Annotated in this window: 19 protein-coding genes; 7 read left to right on the top strand and 12 right to left on the bottom strand. The window is 70.9% G+C overall.

Annotation, left to right across the window (positions count from 1 at the left end; all coding sequences use genetic code 11):
- The first annotated feature begins 6 nt into the window (after positions 1–6).
- The 3 genes from ACQEVM_RS08030 (at position 7) to ACQEVM_RS08020 (ending at position 1,636) form a co-directional block, all read left to right on the top strand.
- The gene (locus ACQEVM_RS08030; RefSeq protein WP_030037347.1) at positions 7–420 is read left to right on the top strand and encodes a roadblock/LC7 domain-containing protein; all 414 of its coding nucleotides are present in this window, start codon (positions 7–9) and stop codon (positions 418–420) included.
- A gap of 93 nt (positions 421–513) precedes the next feature.
- The gene (locus ACQEVM_RS08025) at positions 514–1,074 is read left to right on the top strand and encodes a DUF742 domain-containing protein (protein WP_053675050.1); all 561 of its coding nucleotides are present in this window, start codon (positions 514–516) and stop codon (positions 1,072–1,074) included.
- Positions 1,055–1,636, top strand: coding sequence for a GTP-binding protein (locus ACQEVM_RS08020; protein WP_327278743.1), 582 nt, complete (start codon positions 1,055–1,057; stop codon positions 1,634–1,636). The genes ACQEVM_RS08025 and ACQEVM_RS08020 overlap by 20 nt, the downstream gene beginning before the upstream one ends.
- Positions 1,637–1,825: 189 nt before the next feature.
- Here ACQEVM_RS08020 and ACQEVM_RS08015 read toward each other — a convergent pair whose 3' ends face one another.
- Together ACQEVM_RS08015 and ACQEVM_RS08010 are read right to left on the bottom strand one after the other, a co-directional pair.
- A complete protein-coding gene (locus tag ACQEVM_RS08015) occupies positions 1,826–2,029 on the bottom strand; it encodes an acyl-CoA carboxylase subunit epsilon (RefSeq protein ID WP_433076412.1) in 204 nt (67 codons plus the stop codon).
- 21 nt (positions 2,030–2,050) lie between these two features.
- Entirely contained in the window at positions 2,051–3,634 is a 1,584-nt protein-coding gene (locus tag ACQEVM_RS08010; RefSeq protein ID WP_433076410.1) for an acyl-CoA carboxylase subunit beta, read from the bottom strand.
- A gap of 265 nt (positions 3,635–3,899) precedes the next feature.
- Here ACQEVM_RS08010 and ACQEVM_RS08005 point away from each other — a divergent pair, with 265 nt between their 5' ends.
- Positions 3,900–4,514, top strand: coding sequence for a YceI family protein (locus ACQEVM_RS08005; RefSeq protein WP_433076408.1), 615 nt, complete (start codon positions 3,900–3,902; stop codon positions 4,512–4,514).
- Positions 4,515–4,575: 61 nt separating this feature from the next.
- Here the strand turns inward: ACQEVM_RS08005 and ACQEVM_RS08000 are convergent, their stop codons facing one another.
- The 4 genes from ACQEVM_RS08000 to ACQEVM_RS07985 all read right to left on the bottom strand — a co-directional run bounded on the left by ACQEVM_RS08000 (position 4,576) and on the right by ACQEVM_RS07985 (position 9,623).
- A complete protein-coding gene (locus ACQEVM_RS08000; RefSeq protein ID WP_433076406.1) occupies positions 4,576–5,919 on the bottom strand; it encodes a hypothetical protein in 1,344 nt (447 codons plus the stop codon).
- 118 nt (positions 5,920–6,037) lie between these two features.
- Entirely contained in the window at positions 6,038–7,657 is a 1,620-nt protein-coding gene (cimA, locus tag ACQEVM_RS07995; RefSeq protein WP_433076404.1) for a citramalate synthase, read from the bottom strand.
- 280 nt (positions 7,658–7,937) lie between these two features.
- The gene (locus ACQEVM_RS07990; protein WP_433076402.1) at positions 7,938–8,546 is read right to left on the bottom strand and encodes a TetR/AcrR family transcriptional regulator; all 609 of its coding nucleotides are present in this window, start codon (positions 8,544–8,546) and stop codon (positions 7,938–7,940) included.
- 30 nt (positions 8,547–8,576) lie between these two features.
- A complete protein-coding gene (locus ACQEVM_RS07985; protein ID WP_433076400.1) occupies positions 8,577–9,623 on the bottom strand; it encodes an agmatine deiminase family protein in 1,047 nt (348 codons plus the stop codon).
- Positions 9,624–10,004: 381 nt separating this feature from the next.
- On the opposite strand from ACQEVM_RS07985, the gene ACQEVM_RS07980 reads away from it, so the two are divergent.
- Positions 10,005–11,435 carry a cytosine permease gene (locus ACQEVM_RS07980; RefSeq protein ID WP_433076398.1) on the top strand — a complete coding sequence of 477 codons (1,431 nt, stop codon included), beginning with the start codon at positions 10,005–10,007 and terminating at the stop codon, positions 11,433–11,435.
- A gap of 97 nt (positions 11,436–11,532) precedes the next feature.
- Here the strand turns inward: ACQEVM_RS07980 and ACQEVM_RS07975 are convergent, their stop codons facing one another.
- From ACQEVM_RS07975 to ACQEVM_RS07965, 3 genes are all read right to left on the bottom strand, one after another.
- The gene (locus ACQEVM_RS07975) at positions 11,533–12,618 is read right to left on the bottom strand and encodes a branched-chain amino acid aminotransferase (protein WP_351384706.1); all 1,086 of its coding nucleotides are present in this window, start codon (positions 12,616–12,618) and stop codon (positions 11,533–11,535) included.
- Positions 12,619–12,848: 230 nt separating this feature from the next.
- The gene (locus ACQEVM_RS07970) at positions 12,849–13,889 is read right to left on the bottom strand and encodes a 3-isopropylmalate dehydrogenase (RefSeq protein ID WP_351384709.1); all 1,041 of its coding nucleotides are present in this window, start codon (positions 13,887–13,889) and stop codon (positions 12,849–12,851) included.
- A gap of 124 nt (positions 13,890–14,013) precedes the next feature.
- Complete coding sequence (locus tag ACQEVM_RS07965) at positions 14,014–14,145, bottom strand: hypothetical protein (protein WP_266950054.1); 132 nt, start codon at positions 14,143–14,145, stop codon at positions 14,014–14,016.
- A 761-nt stretch (positions 14,146–14,906) separates the two neighbouring features.
- On the opposite strand from ACQEVM_RS07965, the gene ACQEVM_RS07960 reads away from it, so the two are divergent.
- On the top strand, positions 14,907–16,934 hold the full coding sequence (locus ACQEVM_RS07960; protein WP_433076395.1) for a phosphocholine-specific phospholipase C: 2,028 nt from the start codon (positions 14,907–14,909) through the stop codon (positions 16,932–16,934).
- Between the two features lie 33 nt (positions 16,935–16,967).
- Here ACQEVM_RS07960 and ACQEVM_RS07955 read toward each other — a convergent pair whose 3' ends face one another.
- Both ACQEVM_RS07955 and ACQEVM_RS07950 read right to left on the bottom strand, forming a co-directional pair.
- Positions 16,968–17,522 carry a GNAT family N-acetyltransferase gene (locus ACQEVM_RS07955; RefSeq protein ID WP_433076393.1) on the bottom strand — a complete coding sequence of 185 codons (555 nt, stop codon included), beginning with the start codon at positions 17,520–17,522 and terminating at the stop codon, positions 16,968–16,970.
- The gene (locus ACQEVM_RS07950) at positions 17,519–18,250 is read right to left on the bottom strand and encodes a tyrosine-protein phosphatase (RefSeq protein ID WP_433076391.1); all 732 of its coding nucleotides are present in this window, start codon (positions 18,248–18,250) and stop codon (positions 17,519–17,521) included. Before ACQEVM_RS07950 ends, ACQEVM_RS07955 begins: the two co-directional genes overlap by 4 nt.
- A gap of 81 nt (positions 18,251–18,331) precedes the next feature.
- Between ACQEVM_RS07950 and ACQEVM_RS07945 the strand changes: the two genes are divergently transcribed.
- A complete protein-coding gene (locus ACQEVM_RS07945) occupies positions 18,332–19,033 on the top strand; it encodes a nitroreductase family protein (protein ID WP_433076389.1) in 702 nt (233 codons plus the stop codon).
- Between the two features lie 81 nt (positions 19,034–19,114).
- Here ACQEVM_RS07945 and pruA read toward each other — a convergent pair whose 3' ends face one another.
- A complete protein-coding gene (pruA, locus tag ACQEVM_RS07940) occupies positions 19,115–20,746 on the bottom strand; it encodes an L-glutamate gamma-semialdehyde dehydrogenase (protein WP_433076387.1) in 1,632 nt (543 codons plus the stop codon).
- Between the last annotated feature and the right edge of the window lie 25 nt (positions 20,747–20,771).

The raw sequence follows: 20,771 nt of genomic DNA, 5'->3' as shown, positions 1-20,771 counted from the left end.
AGCCCGATGAGCCAGGCGGCACAGAACCTGAACTGGTTGATCACCAACTTCGTGGACAACACCCCTGGGGTGTCCCACACCGTGGTGGTCTCCGCCGACGGACTCCTTCTGGCGATGTCCGACGGATTCCCGCGCGACCGCGCCGATCAGCTGGCGGCCGTGGCCTCCGGTCTGACGTCGCTGACCGCCGGCGCCTCCCGCATCTTCGAGGGCGGCGCCGTCAACCAGACGGTCGTCGAGATGGACCGGGGATTCCTTTTCCTCATGTCCGTGTCCGACGGATCCTCGCTCGCGGTGCTCGCGCACCCCGAGTGCGACATCGGCCTGGTGGGCTACGAAATGGCCCTTCTTGTGGATCGAGCAGGCAGTGTCCTCACCCCGGACCTGCGTGCGGAGCTGCAGGGAAGTCTGCTCAACTAGCAGACAGGCAGTGCGTTTCGCGTCATCGCACCATAGGGTGCGGTGGCGCGGTTCCACAGGGAGTACTGCGTTCTTGGAGTCGGAGGAGGAAACGTGACAACACCCGGAGGACATCCTTATGGCGGCGCGCAGCAGCCGCAGGGTGGGCACGACCAGAACCGCTTCAACTTCCCCTCCACTCCCAGCCGGCCCGCGCCGGAGCACAACCCGTACCAGCAGCAGCCTTCGTACGGCCAGCCCCAGCAACCCCAGCAGCCCTACCGGCCTTCGCAGCGGCCCTCGCGCTCCTCGCAGCCGCAGGCCCCGAAGGCCCACAACCCGCTGGTGCGTCCGTACGCCATGACCGGCGGCCGTACCCGGCCGCGCTACCAGCTCGCCATCGAGGCGCTGGTCAGCACCACGGCCGATCCCGCGCGGCTGCAAGGGCAGTTGCCCGAGCATCAGCGCATCTGCCGTCTGTGCCAGGAGATCAAATCCGTCGCGGAGATCTCGGCACTCCTCTCCATTCCTCTTGGTGTCGCCCGCATCCTCGTCGCCGACCTGGCGGAGGCGGGCCTTGTCGCCATTCACCAGCCCGGCGGCGACGAGTCTGCCGGCGGCCAGCCAGACGTGACACTGCTCGAAAGGGTGCTCAGTGGACTTCGCAAGCTCTAACGGCGGAGCGGCTCGCTCCACCACCTCCGCGAAGATCGTGGTGGCCGGCGGCTTCGGCGTGGGCAAGACCACGTTCGTCGGCGCGGTCTCCGAGATCAACCCGCTGCGCACCGAGGCCGTCATGACCAGCGCCTCCGCCGGAATCGACGACCTCACCCACACCGGTGACAAGACGACGACCACGGTCGCCATGGACTTCGGCCGCATCACCCTGGACCAGGACCTGATCCTGTACCTCTTCGGTACGCCGGGTCAGGACCGCTTCTGGTTCATGTGGGACGACCTGGTACGCGGCGCGATCGGCGCCGTGGTGCTCGTGGACACCCGCCGGCTCGCGGACTGTTTCCCCGCCGTCGACTACTTCGAGAACAGCGGCCTGCCGTTCGTCGTGGCGCTCAACGGCTTCGAGGGGCACCAGCCCTATACGCCGGAGGAAGTCCGCGAGGCCCTGCAGATCGGCCCGGACGCCCCGATCATCACCACCGACGCCCGCCACCGCGCGGACGCCAAGAGCGCGCTCATCACGCTCGTCGAGCACGCGCTGATGGCGCGCCTGCGCTAGCGGTTCCGCTGAAGGCACGAGAAGGGCCCCTCACGCTCCGTCGGAGCGTGAGGGGCCTTTTCCGCGTCTCCGCGGCTCGCGGGCCACACAGGAGCCGTACGTGCGCTCTCCGCGGTGTGTCCGGGGTGCGCGAGAGCGCCGGGGCGGGGCCCCGGCGCTCTCGGTGAACCGTGTGACGTGCCGCGCGTACTAGCCGCGCCAGCTGTGCGGGGCGTGGAAGCCGGGGCTGCGTTCCAGGCGGCGCCAGCCGGCCTGGGTGCGGGCGATGCGGGCGGAGGCCTCGGCGGGGGTGGTGGCGGCGCGGGCGAGGAGGATCGCGGTGATCGCGGCGAGTTCCTCGGGGGCGGCGTTGCCCTTCTCGACCTTCAGCAGGGTGTCGGCGGTGATGCTCATCGGTGGCAGGTCTCCTTCGTGTTACTGAGGCGGGTTGCCGTGCTTGCGCGACGGCAGGTCGGCGTGCTTGGTGCGGAGCATCGCGAGGGCGCTGACCAGGACCTCGCGGGTCTCGGCGGGGTCGATGACGTCGTCCACGAGGCCGCGTTCGGCCGCGTAGTACGGGTGCATCAGCTCGGCCTTGTACTCCTTGACCATCCGGGCACGCATGGCCTCGGGGTCTTCGGCGTCGGCGATCTGCTTGCGGAAGATGACGTTGGCCGCGCCCTCGGCGCCCATGACGGCGATCTCGTTGGTGGGCCAGGCGTAGGTGAGGTCGGCGCCGATGGACTGGGAGTCCATGACGATGTAGGCGCCGCCGTAGGCCTTGCGCAGGATCAGCGAGATGCGCGGGACGGTGGCGTTGCAGTAGGCGTAGAGCAGTTTGGCGCCGTGGCGGATGATGCCGCCGTGTTCCTGGTCGACGCCCGGCAGGAAGCCGGGGACGTCCAGCAGGGTGACGATCGGGATGTTGAAGGCGTCGCAGAGCTGGACGAAACGCGCGGCCTTCTCTGACGCGTGGATGTCCAGGACGCCGGCGAGGTGGCCGGGCTGGTTGGCGACGATGCCGACGACCTGGCCGTCCAGGCGGGCGAGGGCGCAGATGATGTTGCGGGCCCAGCGCTCGTGGATCTCCAGGACGTCGCCGTCGTCGACGAGTTCCTCGATGACCTTGAGCATGTCGTACGGGCGGTTGCCGTCGGCGGGGACCAGGTCCAGGAGCACGTCGGAGCGGCGGTCGCGGGGGTCGTCGCTCTGGTGGACCGGCGGGTTCTCGCGGTTGTTGGAGGGGAGCATCGTGATGAGGTAGCGGACCTCGGAGATGCAGGTCTCCTCGTCGTCGTACGCGAAGTGCGCGACGCCCGAGGTCTCGGCGTGGACGTCGGCGCCGCCGAGGCCGTTCTGGGTGATCTCCTCGCCGGTCACCGCGCGGACCACGTCCGGGCCGGTGATGAACATCTGCGAGGTGTCCCGGACCATGAACACGAAGTCGGTGAGGGCCGGGGAGTAGGCGGCGCCGCCGGCGCAGGGGCCGAGCATGACCGAGATCTGCGGGATGACGCCCGAGGCCTTGGTGTTGCGCTGGAAGATGCCGCCGTAGCCGGCCAGCGCCGAGACGCCCTCCTGGATGCGGGCGCCCGCGCCGTCGTTGAGGGACACCAGCGGGGCACCGGCCGCGATGGCCATGTCCATGATCTTGTGGATCTTCGTCGCGTGGGCCTCGCCCAGCGCACCGCCGAAGATCCGGAAGTCGTGCGCGTAGACGAAGACCGTACGGCCCTCGACCGTGCCCCAACCCGTGATCACACCGTCGGTGTAGGGCTTCTTCCCCTCCAGGCCGAAACCCGTGGCCCGGTGCCGACGCAGCTGCTCGACCTCCTTGAACGAACCCTCGTCGAGCAGCAACGCGATCCGCTCGCGGGCGGTCAGCTTGCCCTTGGCGTGCTGCGCCTCGGTGGCCCGGTCGCTCGGGCCGCGGCGGGCCTCGTCGCGCAGGGAGTGCAGCTCGGCCACGCGCCCGCGGGCGTCCGTCGGCTCGCTCGGGGTCTGGTCCACAACGGTCATGTACCGACCTTACGAAGTGACGGGGTCAAAACCCTCCGTTGGTTCCGCACAGTCTCCGGAGTCATCCGCTGTGAGGCCCGGACAGAACCGCCGAACGATGCAAGGACTCCACCAGCCGGGGCGCTGGGCCTTTGTGGGGATACGACAAAACGACAGGACACACCCTCCAGAAGTTGAAATTTGAACGGAATAGGCCTAGCGTCAATCTCGTTGAACGTTAAACAACCAGGTGCGGCAGGTCCGCACCCCCACCAAGGAGGAAGTCATGGGTCTCTTCACCCGCCGCAGCCAGGACACCGACGCCGCGTCGTCGCTCGCCACCCTCCCGGTGGACCCGGCGCTCGCCGCCCTCACCGGTGACTACGTCATCGACCCCGCGCACAGCAGCATCGGCTTCACCGTCCGGCACGCGATGGTCACCAACGTCCGCGGCTCCTTCGCGGAGCACGAGGGCGGCCTGCACCTGGACGGCGCCGACCCGTCCCGCTCCACCGCCTCCATCGACGTGAAGATCGCCTCCGTCGACACCGGCATCGCCGACCGCGACGGCCACCTGCGCAGCGGCGACTTCTTCGACGCCGAGGCCTTCCCGCTGATGACCTTCCGCTCCACCGGCGCGGCCCAGCTGGGCGGGGACGCGTACCGGATCACCGGCGACCTGACGATCAAGGACGTCACGCGTCCGCTCTCCATCGACCTGGAGTTCAACGGCTCCGCCACCGACGTCTACGGCAACGAGCGCGTCGGCTTCGAGGGCTCCGCCGAGATCCTGCGCTCCGACTGGGGCCTGACCTGGAACGCCGCCCTGGAGACCGGCGGCGTGATGGTCAGCGACAAGGTGAAGCTGACCTTCGACATCTCGGCCATCAAGCAGGCCTGACCCCGCCCCGAGAGGGGACGGGGCCGGGGGGAGGGAGACGGACGCGCGGGTCCGGGGGTGGCTAGAAGCCGCCCCCGCCGTCGAAGCCGCCGCCCCCGTCGAAACCGCCACCGCCGCCGAAGTCCCCGCCCCCGAAGTCGGACGGGTTGAAGTCGGCGCCGGAGACGTCTCCCCCGTCGTAGCCGCCGCCCGCACCGCCGAAGTCCGCGGCGTAGGCCGGGGTCGACATCATCGAGCCGAGCATCGTGCCCATCAGCAGGCCCGGCAGCATGCCGCCGCCGAAGTACCCGCCGGCCCAGGGACCGTACGCCGGGCCCGCGTCGTAGTAGGGGCGCGGCCCGCGCTCCGTGTCGACGGTGCGGACCGCCGGGTCCAGGCCGTCGCGCAGCCGCACGGCGTCCGCCTCGCAGACCGGCACGGTACGGGCCGTCCCGCCCGCCGGGGCCCAGTTCGCGTCCTGCGTGCTCGGCCCGTGGCGCGGGTCGAAGAAACAGGGCGAGCGGCGCTCGGGCACCTGCCTGCCCTGCCGGCGCGCGTCCAGGCAGGCGAGCGCGTACCGCCCGTCCTCCAGCGCCTGGGTCACACCCTGCACCTCGTCGGGGCGCTGGACCGAGGCCATGATCTGCTTGGCCTTCTCGTAGGAGTCCAAGCCCTGTTCGTAGTCCTTGCGCATCGCGTCGTCCGCGCCGGGCTCGCCGGGGTGGAAGTCGAGCCGCTCCAGCTCCTCGCCGAAGGCCGTGATGTCCTCGTCGACGACCACGCCGAGGCGTGCGATGGCCTCGCGCCGCTCCTCTTCCTTCCGCTTCCGGTTGCGGCGGACCAGCGCGTAGGCGCCGCCACCGCCGACCACGGCCACCACACCGAGGGTGATCAGCCCGCCGACCGGGGCGCCGTCGTCCGCGGCCGCGCCGCCCCAGGAGGCGGGGGCGTTCCCCTTGACCTGGGTGAGGGCCTGGTCGACGAAGTCGTTCAGCTGGGTGTTCGCGTCCACCGGGCCGCCGACCTTGACGGACGAGGTGAGGTTCTGGACGGCGTTCCTCGGCATCACCCTCGGGTCGGCGCCGGCGTCGAAGCCCTCGCCGAGCCGGACCGCGTAGAGACCCGTGATCCCCGTCTGGGCACGGACGGCGGCGAGCAGGCCCCGCTCGGGGAACGCCGCGCCGGCGGGGAGGACGGCGACGAAGACCGGCTTCCCCGCGTCCTTGATCCTCTTCGCGAGGGCGTCCGCCTGCGCCGCCGAGAGCTGGGCACGCGCGCCGGGATCGACGTAGACCGGGCCCTCCTTGAGGGCCTCCCCGACGGCACTGACCCCGGTGGCGGCCGACGCCTGCGGGGCGACCACGAGGGCCGCCGCGGACAGGCCCAGCAGCAGACCGGAAAACACGGAAACGAGCCTGGTCCTCATGGTCACGACGCTACCCGAATCGCCCCTTTTCCGTGTGAGCGGGGCATAAGCGCCGGCCGTGCACCCCGTCGCCGTTCGGGTCCGGACGGTCCGGACCCGAGGCGGTCGGTCGGGGCCGCTACTCGGCCGGTTCGACGCCCGCGCGCAGCAGGCCGTACGTGAAGGCGTCCTCCAGGGCCTGCCAGGACGCGGCGATGACGTTCGTTCCGACGCCGACCGTGGACCACTCGCCGGCGCCGTCCGTCGTGGCGATCAGCACGCGCGTGGTGGAGTCGGTGCCGTGCTTGCCCTCCAGGATGCGGACCTTGTAGTCGATCAGCTCGAACTTGGCGAGCTGCGGGTAGAACGGCTCCAGCGCCACCCGCAGGGCCCGGTCCAGTGCGTTGACCGGGCCGTTGCCCTCCGCCGTCGCGACGATCCGTTCGCCCTTGGCCCACAGTTTGACCGTGGCCTCGTTGGCGTGGGTGCCGTCCGGGCGGTCCTCGACGATCGCCCGCCAGGACTCGATCCGGAAGTACTTGCGCGCCCGGCCCTCGGCCTCGGCCCGCAGCAGCAGTTCGAAGGAGGCGTCGGCGGCCTCGTAGGTGTAGCCCTGGAGCTCCCGCGCCTTGACCCGCTCCACGACCCGGGAGATCAGGGCGCGGTCGCCGCCGAGGTCGACGCCGAGTTCCTTGCCCTTGAGCTCGATGGAGGCGCGGCCCGCCATGTCGGAGACCAGCATCCGCATGGTGTTGCCGACCCGCTCGGGGTCGATGTGCTGGTACAGGTCGGGGTCGACCTTGATGGCCGAGGCGTGCAGGCCGGCCTTGTGCGCGAAGGCCGAGACGCCGACGTACGGCTGGTGCGTGGACGGGGTGAGGTTGACGACCTCGGCGATGGCGTGGGAGATCCGGGTCATCTCGGCGAGCGCGCCCGCGGGGAGCACCGTGCGCCCGTACTTGATCTCCAGGGCGCCGACGACGGGGAAGAGATTGGCGTTGCCGACGCGCTCGCCGTAGCCGTTGGCGGTGCACTGGACGTGGGTGGCGCCCGCGTCGACGGCGGCCAGGGTGTTGGCGACGGCGCAGCCGGTGTCGTCCTGGGCGTGGATGCCCAGGCGCGCCCCGGTGTCGGCGAGGACCGTCGCGACGGTGGCGGAGACCTGCGCGGGCAGCATGCCGCCGTTGGTGTCGCAGAGGATGACGACGTCGGCGCCGGCCTCGTGGGCGGTGCGGACGACGGCCTTCGCGTACTCGGGGTTGGCGCGGTAGCCGTCGAAGAAGTGCTCGCAGTCGACGAAGACCCGGCGTCCCTGCTCGACGAGGTGGGAGACGGTGTCCCGGACCATCTCCAGGTTCTCGTCGAGGGTGGTGCGCAGTGCGAGCTCGACGTGCCGGTCGTGGGACTTGGCGACCAGGGTGATCACCGGGGCGCCGGACTCCAGCAGGGCCCGCACCTGGGGGTCCGCGGCGGCGGAGCCGCCGGCCCGGCGGGTGGCGCCGAAGGCCACGAGGCGGGCGTGCTTGAAGTCGATCTCGGCACGGGCGCGGGCGAAGAACTCGGTGTCGCGGGGGTTGGCGCCGGGCCAGCCGCCCTCGATGAAGCCCACTCCGAAGTCGTCCAGGTGCCGCGCGATGGTCAGCTTGTCCGCGACCGTGAGGTTGATGCCCTCACGCTGGGCGCCGTCGCGCAGGGTCGTGTCGAAGACGTGGAAGCTGTCGTCGGGGCCCGCCGGCGCAGTCGGCTCTGTCGTCGTCATGCTGGTCTGACTCCTGTCGGATGAGTGGTTCCGGAGACCGGGGATCCACTGCCCCCATCATCGCGCGCCGCCCGCTCCCGGCAGGAATGGAGCCGGGAAACGAAAAGACCCCTCGCGGGTGCGAGAGGTCTGCGCGCGGGTCTGGGGCACTGTGGCCGCCGTCCGTGGGTTCTCCACGGCTCAACGGTCACTGCGGACCGGCGCGCTGCTGTCCATAATCATGAGCTGAGCAGGCACGTCCGCAGTGTGACACAAGGGGCCGCGCCCGCGGACCGACGTCTCACGATACGAGCGCCTCGTCCAGGAACTCGGTGACGTGTTCCAGGATGTCGCCGCGCCCTATCCCGGGCAGGCCGACGGCGACCTGGATGCTGAACCCGTCGAGCAGGGCCCTGATGCGGGCGGCGAACCGGTCGGCGTCCACCGCGCGGAACTCGCCGCGCGAGATGCCCTCGGCGAGCAGCGCGACCAGGTCCCGGTGCCAGGCTCCCTCGATGGCGGCCTGCCGCTCGCGTTCCGGGGGGCCGGCGTTCTGCGAGCGGTTCCAGACCTCCAGCCACAGGGTCCAGTGCGGATCGCGCGCGGCCTCGGGCACGTACAGGTCGACGTACGCCTGCACCCGCTCGCGCACCGGGCCGCGGCGGGACAGCAGGGCCCGGCGTTCGGCGCCGAGGGAGGCCTCGCTCCACTCCAGGGTCTGCAGCAGGAGTTCGTCCTTGCTGCCGAAGTAGTAGAGGAGGTGGCCGCTGCTCATGCCCACCTGGCGGCCGAGACCGGCCATGGTGAGGCCTTCGAGGCCGCGCTCGGCGATCGTGGCCATGGCGGCGACGAGTACGTCCTCGCGCGGCGGCGCGTTCTTCCGCGCCGCCCGTACTCCACCCGCCACCATGGACCACTCCTCGAAACCGTTCGCCGCGGGTCAGACCTTCGGCTGTTGCTGGGTGATGCAGTGGATACCGCCACCCCCGGCGAAAATCGTACGTGCGTCAACCAGTGTCACGGTCCGCTCGGGGAACAGACCCCGGAAGATCTCCGCGGCTTCCTCGTCGCGCGGGTCGTCGAAGGAGCAGAGCACCACGCCGTCGTTGCAGAGGTAGTGGTTGATGTACGAGTAGTCGACCCACTCGCCGTCCTCCTCCAGCACGGTCGGCGCCGGGATCTCCACGACCTCCAGCAGCCGGCCCCGCGCGTCGGTGGACGCGCGCAGGAGGGCGGCGATGGTCTTGCAGCGCTCGTGGTCCGGGTGGGCCGGGTCGGGCTGGCTGTGGACCATGACCACGCCGGGCCGGGCGAAGGCGGCGACGATGTCCACGTGGCCCTGGGTGCCGTAGGTGCCGTAGTCGCCGGCCAGGCCGTAGGGCAGCCAGATCGCCTTGGTCGTGCCGAGGTGGGCGTGGATCTCCTCCTCCACCTGCCGGCGGGTCCAGTCGGGGTTGCGTCCGGCGCCGAGCTGCACGGTGTCGGTGAGCAGCACGGTGCCCTCGCCGTCCACGTGGACGGCGCCGCCCTCGTTGACCAGGCGGGTGCTGTAGGTGCGGGTGCCGGCCAGGTCGGAGACGTGGCGGGCGATCTTCTCGTCGTGGCCCCAGCGGGCCCACGTCTGGGCGCCCCAGCCGTTGAAGGTCCAGTCGACGGCGGCGAGTCCGCCTGCGCCGTCGGTGACGAAGGTCGGGCCGATGTCCCGCATCCAGGCGTCGTCCAGCTCGCGCTCGACCAGCTCGACGTCGTCGCCGACGATCGCGCGGGCGCCCTGCGCGTCGCCCGGGGAGACGACGAGGGTCACCGGCTCGTACGCGCGCACGGCGCGGGCGACGGCTCCCCAGGCCTCGCGGGCCTCGGCGAGTTCCTTCTCGTCGGTGAAGGTCGGGTTGGGGCTCGGCCAGGCCATCCAGGTGCGCTCGTGGGGGGTCCACTCGGCGGGCATCCGGAATCCGTGGGCGGCGGGCTTGTCGGCAGCGTCAGTCATGGAGGGTCCTTACTGGCTTACAGGAAGTACAGGCGGTTGAGGGAGACCGAGGCGGCCGCTTCGGAGCGCAGGGGTTCTCCGTCGAGGGAGACGAGGCCGCTGCGCGCGTCCACATCGACCGCGCCCACCCGGGAGTTGAGCGCACACTCGCATGCCGTGGGCCCTGGCCGGTTCCGCGGCGCCGCGGAGCAGCAGCCGGTCGCGCTCGGTTGGGGTCAGCCGCACGCCGATCCACCACCTTCGGGGTCGATGGGTTAGAGCATCACTCTAACTCTTCATTTACCGGCCAGGAAGGATTGACCGGAGAGCAGGGGCTGAGTCACATTGAATGTCGCTCAAACCTTTGCGAACCACCCCCCGCCCTGCCAAGGGAGTTCCCCCATGCCCATCGAACAGCGCGGAGTCGACACCATCCCGGAGGAGGAGCGGACGAGCGGTCCCCGTGACCTGATCTCGATCCTCCTCGGCTCCAACCTCTGCCTCGGTGTGATCGTCTTCGGCTGGCTGCCCCCGTCCTTCGGACTGGGGCTGTGGCCCTCGGTGACCGCGATCGTGACCGGCACCGTCGTCGGGATCGCCTTCACCGCCCCGCTGGCGCTGGTCTCCCTGCGCACCGGCACCAACCTGTCCACCTCCAGCGGGGCCCAGTTCGGCGTGCGCGGTCGACTGGTCGGGTCCGTGGTGGGCCTGCTGCTCTCCCTCGGCTACACGGCGCTGACCCTGTGGATCGGCGGCGACGTGATGGTCGGCACCCTGTCCCGGCTCACCGGGCTGCCGGACACCGGCCTCTCACGGGCCGTGATGTACGGCGCACTGGCCGCCTGCACCGTCGTCGCGGCCGTGTTCGGCTACCGGCTCCTGCTGCGGATGAGCAAGATCCTGTCCGTCGCCATGGTGGTCCTGCTGGCCGTCGGCGTCCTCGCCTACGCCCCCGATTTCACCGCCGCCGCACCGCCGGAGACCGCCTACCTCCTCGGCTCCTTCTGGCCGACCTGGCTGCTCGCCGCCGTCGCCGCCGGTCTCAGCGGTCCCGTCGCCTTCATCACCCTGCTCGGCGACTACACCCGCTACATCTCCCCCGCCCGGCACGACTCCCGCAAGGTGCTCCGGTCCACCGCCCTCGGCCTCCTGGTCGGCCTGCTGGTCCCGCAGCTCTTCGGCACGTACACCGCCCTCGCCGCGCGGGCCGGCGCCGAGTACGCCGGGCCGCTGGTCGACGCCTCGCCGTTCTGGTACCTGATCCCGCTGCTGGTGGCCGCCGCCGCGGGTTCCGTGGGCAACGCCGGGCTGATGCTCTACTCCATGGGCCTCGACCTGGACGCGATCGTGCCCCGGGCCACCCGCACGACCGCCACCCTGGTCGCGGCCGGCGTGGCCACCGCCTTCGTGTTCGTCGGCTCCTTCGAGTGGGACGTCCAGTCCGCGATGACCTCGTTCGTGCTGCTGCTCACCGCGCTCGGCACCCCGTGGGCGGTGATCACCCTGATCGGCCACGCGCGCTGCCGCGGCACGTACGACCCGGACGCCCTCCAGGTCTTCAACCGCCGTTCGGTGGGCGGGATCTACTGGTACCGGGGCGGTTGGAACCCGGCTGCCACCGTCTCGTGGGCGGTCGGCGCGGGCGTCGGCCTGCTCGCCGTCACCACCCCCTTCTACGAGGGACCTCTGTTGGCCCTGACGGGCGGCGTGGACTGCTCCTTCGTCCTGTCCGGCCTGGCCGGCGGCCTCGCCTACACGGCCCTCACCCGGCGGAACGCGGCCGTCCCCGCGCCGGCCGCCGATGCCGCCGCCGACGAGCCGGTCGCCGCTTAGGCGCCCCGGCCCCCCCTGTACGGCGAGAGGCCCGCACCCCGGATCGGGTGCGGGCCTCTCGCCGTACGTCGTCGAGCGCGGACCAGTCGAGCGCGGACTATCCGAGCGGGTGCATCCAGCCGTGGCGGTCGGCGGTGTGGCCGGTCTGGAGGTCGAGGAGCGCCTTGCGGAGCTTCATGGTGACCTCGCCGGGCTCGCCGGTGCCCTGCGTCCAGTTCGCGCGGCCGGACTTGACCGAGCCGACGGGGGTGATGACGGCCGCGGTGCCGCAGGCGAACACCTCGGTCAGGGTGCCGTTCTCGTTGTCGCGCTTCCAGTCCTCGGTGGTGATGCGGCCCTCCTCGGCGGTGTAGCCGAGGTCGCGGGCGATCGTGAGGAGGGAGTCGCGGGTGATGCCGGGGAGGAGCGATCCGGTGAGTTCGGGGGTGACGATGCGGTCGCCGTACACGAAGTACAGGTTCATCCCGCCCATCTCCTCGATCCAGCGGTGCTCGACGGCGTCCAGCCAGACGACCTGGTCGCAGCCGTGCGAGGCCGCCTCGGCCTGGGCGACGAGGGAGGCCGCGTAGTTGCCGCCGGTCTTCGCCGCACCGGTGCCGCCCTTGACCGCGCGGACGTAGTCCTCGGAGAGCCAGACGGAGACGGGCTTGACGCCACCGGGGAAGTAGGCGCCGGCGGGCGAGGCGATGACCATGAAGAGGAACTCGTTGGCCGGGCGGACGCCCAGACCGACCTCGGACGCGAACATGAACGGGCGCAGGTACAGCGAGGCCTCGCCGGAGTCCGGAACCCAGGCGCGATCCTGCTTGATGAGCGCGTCGCAGGCGGCGATGAACAGCTCCGAGGGCAGCTCGGGCATGGCCATGCGGCGGGCGGAGGCCTGGAAGCGGTCCGCGTTGGCCTCGGGGCGGAAGGTGGCGACGGTGCCGTCGGGCTGCTTGTAGGCCTTGAGGCCCTCGAAGATGGTCTGCGCGTAGTGCAGGGTCATGTTCGCCGGGTCCATCGACAGCGGCGCGTACGGGACCAGCTCTGCGTCGTGCCAGCCGCGACCCTCGGTCCACTTGATCGTCACCATGTGGTCGGTGAAGTGGCGGCCGAAGCCGGGGCTGGCCAGGATCGCCTCGCGCTCCGCGTCGGACAGCGGGTTCGAGGAGGGCTTGAGCTCGATCGTGGGCGTCGTCATGAGTGCTTGTCCTTCACCGGTTTTGTAGGGCGGACCGCGCTCACGGCGTACTAGGACGTCCGAGCATCCCCGCATTCCGCGGCCTCGCGTTCGATTATCGCGCGCACGGAGGCTTCGGTGAAACAGGGAGTTTGCGGCCCAGGGGAGATGGTGGCACCCGGGGCCGCACAGGAGAAGCCGCCGGGTGCGGTGGTCGCGACCCGGCGGCTTCCTGAGACGGGGTTGCCGGGTCAGCCGGCTACTCGCGCGGCGAGGGCGTCGCCGATCGCCTCGGTGGAGCGGAAGGTGCCGTCGCGCTCGGCCAGGTCGGCGGAGACGGCGTCCTCGATGCGGGCGGCCTCGGCCTCGTGGCCGAGGTGGCGCAGCAGGAGGGCGACGGAGAGGATCGTCGCGGTCGGGTCCGCCTTGCCGGTGCCGGCGATGTCCGGGGCGGAGCCGTGGACGGGCTCGAACATGGACGGGAAGGCGCCGGTCGGGTTGATGTTCCCGGAGGCGGCCAGGCCGATTCCGCCGGTGACGGCGGCGGCCAGGTCGGTGAGGATGTCACCGAAGAGGTTGTCCGTGACGATGACGTCGAACCGCTCGGGCTGCGTGACGAAGAAGATCGTCGCGGCGTCGACGTGCAGGTAGTCGGTGGTGACCTCGGGGTACTCCTGGCCGACCTTGTCGAAGATGTTCTTCCACAGGTGACCCGCGTACACGAGGACGTTGTTCTTGTGGACCAGCGTCAGCTTCTTGCGGGGGCGGGCGTCGGCCCGCGCGTAGGCGTCACGGACCACGCGCTCGACGCCGTACGCGGTGTTGAGGCTGACCTCGGTCGCCACTTCCGCGGGGGTGCCGGTGCGCAGCGAGCCGCCGTTGCCGGTGTAGGGGCCCTCGGTGCCCTCGCGGACCACGACGAAGTCGATCTCCGGGCGGCCGGCGAGCGGGGTGGCCGTGTTGGGGAAGAGCTTCGACGGGCGCAGGTTGACGAAGTGGTCGAAGGCGAAGCGGAGCTTCAGCAGCAGACCGCGTTCCAGGACGCCGGAGGGGACCGAGGGGTCGCCGATGGCGCCCAGCAGGATCGCGTCGTGGTGCTTCAGCGCTTCGAGTTCCGCGTCCGGGAGGGTCTCACCGGTGCGGTGCCAGCGCCGGGCGCCGAGGTCGTACTCCTTGGTCTCCAGCTTCACATCCTGGGGCAGGACCGCGGTAAGGACCTTGAGGCCCTGAGCCACGACTTCCTGGCCGATGCCATCACCGGGGATCACTGCGAGATTGATGCTGGTCGACATGGGAAAACCGTACTCTCTGTCCCAGCCCTCAGACATATTGCGTCCACCATCTGGACATCGGTGAACGCAACACGTCCGGGCCCGGGTGTGTTCGGAAGGCCGCCCACAGGGGCGGCCGATGTGCTCAGTGGCCGGTCGAGCCGCCGTTGTCGCGGCGGTCCAGGGCGCGCTGGAGGGCGGCTGCGGCGTTCTTGCGGTCGGCTTCCGCCTGGGAGGAGTGGCGGACGCGGCGGACTGCGGGGGTGTGACGGGTCATGGTGATCGACTCCTTGAGATCACGGCGTGGCGGGGCCACGGATGAGGGGTTCCTTCAAGGCGCCGGAAGAGGCGGGGAGCGGTGCGCCGCAGGGGTTGCCTGCCAGGGGCGCGCGCTCTCGACCGCCATTCGCCGGATCGGCGAGACGTTCGGCTCCTACAAAGCTAGGCCAGGTCCCGCTGTATGTCTCCGCAATTACTCGGACTTCCTACTATCTGAGACGGGAATCCCCCGCGAAGGCCCCCCGAACAGGCCCCCCGAGGGTCCGTTTCCGTCCTCGTTCGCACGGATTTCCCTGATCAGGGCTCTGTCGGCGAGGAGGGAGGCGGATTCCGCCCGCGTGACGCATCCCACGCGCCCCTTGGGCCGTTCGGGGCCCGGATCGGTGGGTGCGGGGCCGCCGGTCGTTCCCCGCGATCCCTTCGAGGTCGTACACGAGTGGCCGCACCCGGGCGGGGCATTGGTTCGTGATCACACCAATCCGCGGGAGGAGTCGGAGGGCTTCCCGGTCCCGCATCCGCGCAGTGGTGGGGTGGGCAGCGAAACCACCGCTGTCCAGGGCATCGGCCGGACGATGAACGTTGTCCGGGGATGCCGCGCGGGGACGATCCGGGCAGGATGTCGGCCCGTCTCGGGGGCCGATTCCGGCCACCCGGAAGTTCACCGAACTCTTACCGCACGGATGTAGACCTTTGGCGCGGGTCCGGCCACCCTTGCGCTCAATGTGCCGACGGGGCACGCGAGTTGGAGGCGAGCAGTCAGTGACACCGATCAGCCGCAGGGGTTTCGTGGGAATCGGCGCCGGACTGGTGGCGGGCGCCGGACTGCCCGCGGTCGTCCCGACCTCGGCGGCCGCGGCCGCCGCGACCGGCACGATCACCGACGTCAAGCACGTGGTGATCCTCATGCAGGAGAACCGCAGCTTCGACCACTACTTCGGCAGGCTGAAGGGCGTCCGCGGCTTCGGCGACCGCGCCGCCGGAAACCTCCCGGGCGGCTGGGGCATGTTCAACCAGCCGAACTGGGGCGGTCGCCAGTACCCGTGGAATCTCAGCGCCACCCCGCCGGCGGGCGGGGTGGACGGCGCGACCCTCGCGCAGTGCACCGGCGACCTCCCGCACAGTTGGACCTCGCAGCACGCGGCCTGGAACAAGGGCCGGATGGACAACTTCGTCCTCGGTGTCGGCAACACCCGTACCCTCGGCCACCTCGACCGGGGCGACATCCCCTTCCACTACGGGCTCGCCGACCACTACACGATCTGCGACGCGTACTTCTGCTCCGCCCTCAGCGCCACCGGCCCCAACCGCACCTTCCTGTGGAGCGGCAAGGTCGATGCGGGCAGCAAGGACGGCGGTGACGAGTCCGGGCTGACCTGGGAGACGTACGCGGAGGCGCTCCAGCGGGCCGGGATGAGCTGGAAGGTCTACCAGAACGCCCAGGACAACTACGGGGACAACGGCCTGGCCTACTTCCGGAAGTTCGCCGACGCGGCCCCGGGCAACCCGCTGTGGGATCGCGGCATGGGCTCCGTCCCCAAGGTCACCGGTTCCACCCCCGACGACATCGCGGCCGCGATCCGCGCCGACGTCGTCGCCGGGACCCTCCCGCAGGTGTCCTGGGTCGTGGCGAGCGAGGCCTTCTCCGAGCACCCGTACGCGCCGCCCGGGGACGGCGCGCACTTCGTGGACCTGGTCTACCGGGCGCTGGCCGCGAACCCGGAGGTCTTCGACTCCACCGTCCTCTTCCTCAACTACGACGAGAACGACGGGTTCTTCGACCACGTGCCGCCGCCCGTCGCTCCGCCCGGCACGCCCGACGAGTACCTCGACGGTCTCCCGATCGGGCTCGGCTTCCGCGTCCCGATGCTGGTGATGTCCCCGTGGACCCGTGGTGGCTGGGTCAGCTCCGAGGTCTTCGACCACACCTCCGTCCTGCGGTTCATGGAGACCTGGACGACGGCCCTGGGCACCCCCGCCACCTGTCCGAACATCAGCGCCTGGCGCCGCAGGGTCGTGGGCGACCTGACCGGCGTCTTCGACTTCGCGCGCCCCGTCCACGGCGTTCCCGCCGGCCTGCCCTCGACCGCGAAGGTCATCGGCCAGGCCACCTGCGCCCCGCTGCCCAATCCCGCCCCGCAGAACAACGCGCTGCCGACGCAGGAGACCGGCACCCGCCCGGCGCGGGCCCTGCCGTACCAGGTGAACGGCAACCTGGACCGCTTCGAGTTCGGGGCCGCCGGGAAGATCCTGGCCTGGTTCTCGATGTCCAACCTGGGCGCGCACGCGAAGCGGCCGGCGCACTTCTCGATCCACCCGCACCAGCACCGGGACACGACGCCCTGGCAGTACACGGTGGACCCCGGCACCACCTCGACGGACTGGTTCAGCGTCGGCCTCGGCAGCGGCTCGGGCAAGTACGACATCTCGATGCACGGGCCGAACCGTTTCCTGCGCCGTTTCATCGGCGACGCGTCCAAGGCGGGCGGGGGGATCGAGGTCGCGGCGCGCTTCGCGGTGGAGCCGGGCACGGGCAGGACCGCCGTGTACTTCAAGATGACCAACACCTCCGCGGCGGCGGTCACCTTCACGATCCGTTCCGACGCCTACCGCACGGACGGCCCGTGGACGTACAAGGTCCCCGCGAAGTCCTCGCGCGAGGACTTCTTCAACGCGGTCGCCTACAACGGCGGTTGGTACGACTTCACGATCCTGGCCGACTCCGACGGCACCTGGTCGCGCCGCTACACGGGCCACGTCGAGTACGGGGCGCCGAGCGTCTCGGGCTGAGCGGCCCGCGCCCGCGCCGACCCCGACAGGGCCTCAGAGCACGTCCCCGTCGCGCCAGTCGAAGTCGAGCCGCCCGGTGGGGTCCAACAGGGCCCCGCCGGGCGGTGCCCAGAAGTAGGTGGAACCCTCCTCGTCGGCGAGTCGCTCCGGCCCGGCCGGGCCCAGCGTCCCGATCCGCCCGCCCCAGACCCGCCAGCCGCGCCCCGCGTAGAGGGCGGCGCCGTCCTCGGAGGCGGACAGCGCGCCCAGCTCGTAGGCCCGCCCGATCACGCCCTCCAGTTCGGTCATGACCCGCGCGGCGAGACCGCGGCGGCGCCGGTCGGCGCGTACGGCCACCGCCTCGACGTACCCGGTCCGCAGGGCCCGACCTGCGTGCACGACCCGGCGTTGCACCACGCTGCCGTGCGCGATCAGCACGCCGTCCTCGCGCACGAGGACGTGCATCCCGCCGAGCGCGTGCTCGAAGTCCTCGTCGGCGAAGTCGCCGTCGAACGCGTCGTCCAGCAGGGCGCGAATCTCGCCGAACTCCGTCGTGCCCAGTTCGCAGGTGTGCCGCAGCAGGACGTCACCGTTCGTGTTCGCCGTCATCCGGCGACGGTACCAACGCCCCGGAGGCGGTCGGCGAGCCTTTCCAGCGTGCCCGTGTCGAGTCCGGCGTCGAGCAGGTAGGCCCGGGCGTCCAACTGTTCGGCGGCCTGCCGGGCCAGTGCGTGGACGGTCGTGCCGAGTCCGGCGACATACGTCTCGATCTCCGCGCCGTCGTACGGCATCCCCCGCGCGGCATGACCGGCCCGTACCCGGGACTCGCTCAGCCCGTGGTCGACGGCGATCTCCCGCGGGCTCGCCCCGGCGAGCCGGAGCAGAACGAGGGCGATGATCCCGGTGCGGTCCCGGCCCAGACCGCAGTGGAAGGCGACCCCGCCGGGCGGGGCGTCGGCGATCGTCCGGGCCACGTCGGCGACGCGGTCGGGGAAACGGTCCAGGAAAGGCCGGAAATACGCGGGGGTTCCGAAACCCGGGGTCCCCCACCACACGTCCCAGAAGTCCCGGTGCTCCAGCCCGTCCAGGGGTATCCGCACCGTGGTCAGGAGGTCCGGGCGGGGCGCGCGGTCCACCTCCACCTCGTCGTCATTGCGCAGGTCGACGACGGTCCGCACGCCGTGGGCGACCAGGGTGGTCCAGCCCTGTCCGGTGAGCCCGTCGAGCCGGTCCGCGCGCACGGCCGCCCCCGGCGCGACCTGCCCCACGCCCCCCAGGTCACGCGCGTTGAAGCAGCCGTCCCACTCGAGAAATCGTCCGGCCCCTGCCATGTTCATAGCCCCCCTGTCAGTACACATCGGACAGAAGCTCATGACGCGGCCCTGGCGGCGATCGGTTCCGCGCGTGAAGATCTGCCCATGTCGCCTGAGACCCAGCAGTGGACCCCCACCCATGGCCGTCCCCATCGGCCCGTCCCGTACCGCCCCGCCCGCATGCCGGGCGCGGAATCCCTCGCGCGCGCGGCCGAGTTGCGGGCGCGGATGGACGAGCGGCGCACCGTCCGTCACTTCTCTCCCGACCCGGTGCCCGAGCAGGTCGTGCGGGACGCCGTCGCGTGCGCCGCGACGGCTCCGTCCGGGGCACACCAGCAGCCCTGGACGTTCGTCCTGGTCAAGGATGCCGGGATCCGCCGGCAGATCCGCGCCGCGGCCGAGCAGGAGGAGCAGATCTCCTACGACGGCCGGCTCGGCGACGAATGGCTCGCCGCGCTGCGTCCCCTCGGCACCGACGCGGTCAAGACCCACTTGACCGACGCTCCGGCCCTGATCGTGGTCTTCCAGCAGCGGTACTGGCTGGGGCCGGACGGCACGAAGCGCAAGCACTACTACGTGGACGAGTCGGTCGGCATCGCCGTCGGCATGCTCCTGTCCGCCCTCCACCTGAGCGGGCTCGCCGCGCTGATCCACACGCCGAGCCCGATGCGGTTCCTCAGCCACGTCCTGAACCGCCCGGAGAACGAGAAGGCCTTCGCGGTCATCCCCGTCGGCTACCCGGCCGACGACTGCGAGGTTCCCGATCTGCTGCGCAAGTCCCTGGACCAGGTCATCGTCGAGGTCTGAGACCGGTCCCGGAACCTGGACCGCCCCCGCTCCGGACTTGGGGGTACCGGAGCGGGGGCGGGGTTCGGCAGGGCAGGGAGGTCAGCCCATGTGCGGGTACGCGTAGTCGGTCGGCGGGACCAGGGTCTCCTTGATGGAGCGGGTCGAGGTCCAGCGCAGCAGGTTGGAGGCCGCGCCCGCCTTGTCGTTCGTACCGGACGCGCGGCCGCCGCCGAAGGGCTGCTGGCCGACGACGGCGCCGGTCGACTTGTCGTTGATGTAGAAGTTGCCCGCCGCGAAGCGGAGCTTCTCCATCGCGTCGGCCGCCGCGTAGCGGTCCTGGGCGATGACGGCGCCGGTCAGCGCGTACGCGGACACCGACTCCATCTGCTCCAGCATCGCGTCGAAGTCCGCGTCCTCGTAGACGTGCACGGCGAGGATCGGGCCGAAGTACTCGGTCGTGAAGACCTCGTTCTCCGGGTCGGTGCAGGCGATGACGGTCGGGCGGACGAAGTAGCCCTCCGAGTCGTCGTAGCTGCCGCCGGCGACGATCGTGCAGGTCGGGTCGGCCTTGGCGCGGTCGATCGCGGCCTTGTTCTTCGCGAACGAACGCTCGTCGATGACGGCGCCGATGAAGTTCGACAGGTCGCGGACGTCACCCATGGTGATGCCGTCGACCTCGGCCGCGAAGGCCTCCTTGAAGCCGTCGTTCCAGATCGACGCCGGGACGTAGGCGCGCGAGGAGGCCGAGCACTTCTGGCCCTGGAACTCGAAGGAGCCGCGGGTCAGGGCGGTCTTCAGGATGTCGCGGTCCGCGGACGGGTGGGCGACGACGAAGTCCTTGCCACCGGTCTCGCCGACCAGGCGCGGGTAGGACTTGTACTTCTCGATGTTGTTGCCGACGGTCTTCCACAGGTGCTGGAAGGTCTTGGTCGAGCCGGTGAAGTGGATGCCGGCCAGCTCGGGGTGGTTCAGGGCCACCTCGGAGACGGCGATGCCGTCGCCGGTCACCAGGTTGATGACGCCCTTGGGCAGACCGGCCGCCTCCAGGACCTCCATCAGCAGGACCGCGGAGTGGGTCTGCGTCGGGGACGGCTTCCACACGACCACGTTGCCCATCAGGGCCGGGGCGGTCGGCAGGTTGCCGGCGATGGCCGTGAAGTTGAACGGCGTGATCGCGTAGACGAAGCCCTCCAGCGGGCGGTGGTCGCTGCGGTTCCACACGCCGGCGCTGTTCGCGGCCGGCTGCTCGGCCAGGATCTGGCGGGCGAAGTGGACGTTGAAGCGCCAGAAGTCGACGAGCTCGCAGGGGGTGTCGATCTCCGCCTGCTGGGCGGTCTTCGACTGGCCCAGCATGGTCGACGCGGCCAGCTTCTCGCGCCACGGGCCGGCGAGCAGCTCGGCGGCGCGCAGGATGATCGCGGCGCGGTCGTCGAAGTCCATCGCGCGCCAGGCCGGGGCGGCGGCCAGGGCCGCGTCGACGGCGGCCTGGGCGTCGGCCTCGGTGGCGTTCGCGTAGGTGCCGATGACCGACTTGTGGTCGTGCGGCTGGACGACGTCGAAGCGCTCGCCGCCACCCATCCGCTTGACGCCGTCGATCGTCATCGGAAGGTCGATGGGGTTCTCGGACAGCTGCTTGAGCTGGATTTCGAGACGGGCGCGCTCCGCGCTGCCGGGGGCGTACGAGTGGACCGGCTCGTTGACCGGCGCGGGGACCTGGGTCACAGCATCCATGGGTCTGGCAACTCCTTGAGCTAGT

The organism is Streptomyces sp. CA-243310 (assembly GCF_050936775.1).
Lineage (GTDB): Bacteria > Actinomycetota > Actinomycetes > Streptomycetales > Streptomycetaceae > Streptomyces.
This window is presented reverse-complemented; position numbering and strand designations above follow the sequence as displayed.

What these genes read in the sequence shown, in the direction of transcription:
- ACQEVM_RS08030 (WP_030037347.1), top strand. Translation starts at nt 7, where the DNA reads ATGAGCCAGGCGGCACAGAACCTGAACTGGTTGATCACCAACTTCGTG.
- ACQEVM_RS08015 (WP_433076412.1), bottom strand. Translation starts at nt 2,029, where the DNA reads ATGAGCATCACCGCCGACACCCTGCTGAAGGTCGAGAAGGGCAACGCC.
- ACQEVM_RS08010 (WP_433076410.1), bottom strand. Translation starts at nt 3,634, where the DNA reads ATGACCGTTGTGGACCAGACCCCGAGCGAGCCGACGGACGCCCGCGGG.
- ACQEVM_RS08005 (WP_433076408.1), top strand. Translation starts at nt 3,900, where the DNA reads ATGGGTCTCTTCACCCGCCGCAGCCAGGACACCGACGCCGCGTCGTCG.
- ACQEVM_RS08000 (WP_433076406.1), bottom strand. Translation starts at nt 5,919, where the DNA reads ATGAGGACCAGGCTCGTTTCCGTGTTTTCCGGTCTGCTGCTGGGCCTG.
- cimA (WP_433076404.1), bottom strand. Translation starts at nt 7,657, where the DNA reads ATGACGACGACAGAGCCGACTGCGCCGGCGGGCCCCGACGACAGCTTC.
- ACQEVM_RS07990 (WP_433076402.1), bottom strand. Translation starts at nt 8,546, where the DNA reads ATGGTGGCGGGTGGAGTACGGGCGGCGCGGAAGAACGCGCCGCCGCGC.
- ACQEVM_RS07985 (WP_433076400.1), bottom strand. Translation starts at nt 9,623, where the DNA reads ATGACTGACGCTGCCGACAAGCCCGCCGCCCACGGATTCCGGATGCCC.
- ACQEVM_RS07980 (WP_433076398.1), top strand. Translation starts at nt 10,005, where the DNA reads ATGCCCATCGAACAGCGCGGAGTCGACACCATCCCGGAGGAGGAGCGG.
- ACQEVM_RS07975 (WP_351384706.1), bottom strand. Translation starts at nt 12,618, where the DNA reads ATGACGACGCCCACGATCGAGCTCAAGCCCTCCTCGAACCCGCTGTCC.
- ACQEVM_RS07970 (WP_351384709.1), bottom strand. Translation starts at nt 13,889, where the DNA reads ATGTCGACCAGCATCAATCTCGCAGTGATCCCCGGTGATGGCATCGGC.
- ACQEVM_RS07965 (WP_266950054.1), bottom strand. Translation starts at nt 14,145, where the DNA reads ATGACCCGTCACACCCCCGCAGTCCGCCGCGTCCGCCACTCCTCCCAG.
- ACQEVM_RS07955 (WP_433076393.1), bottom strand. Translation starts at nt 17,522, where the DNA reads ATGACGGCGAACACGAACGGTGACGTCCTGCTGCGGCACACCTGCGAA.
- ACQEVM_RS07950 (WP_433076391.1), bottom strand. Translation starts at nt 18,250, where the DNA reads ATGAACATGGCAGGGGCCGGACGATTTCTCGAGTGGGACGGCTGCTTC.
- ACQEVM_RS07945 (WP_433076389.1), top strand. Translation starts at nt 18,332, where the DNA reads ATGTCGCCTGAGACCCAGCAGTGGACCCCCACCCATGGCCGTCCCCAT.
- pruA (WP_433076387.1), bottom strand. Translation starts at nt 20,746, where the DNA reads ATGGATGCTGTGACCCAGGTCCCCGCGCCGGTCAACGAGCCGGTCCAC.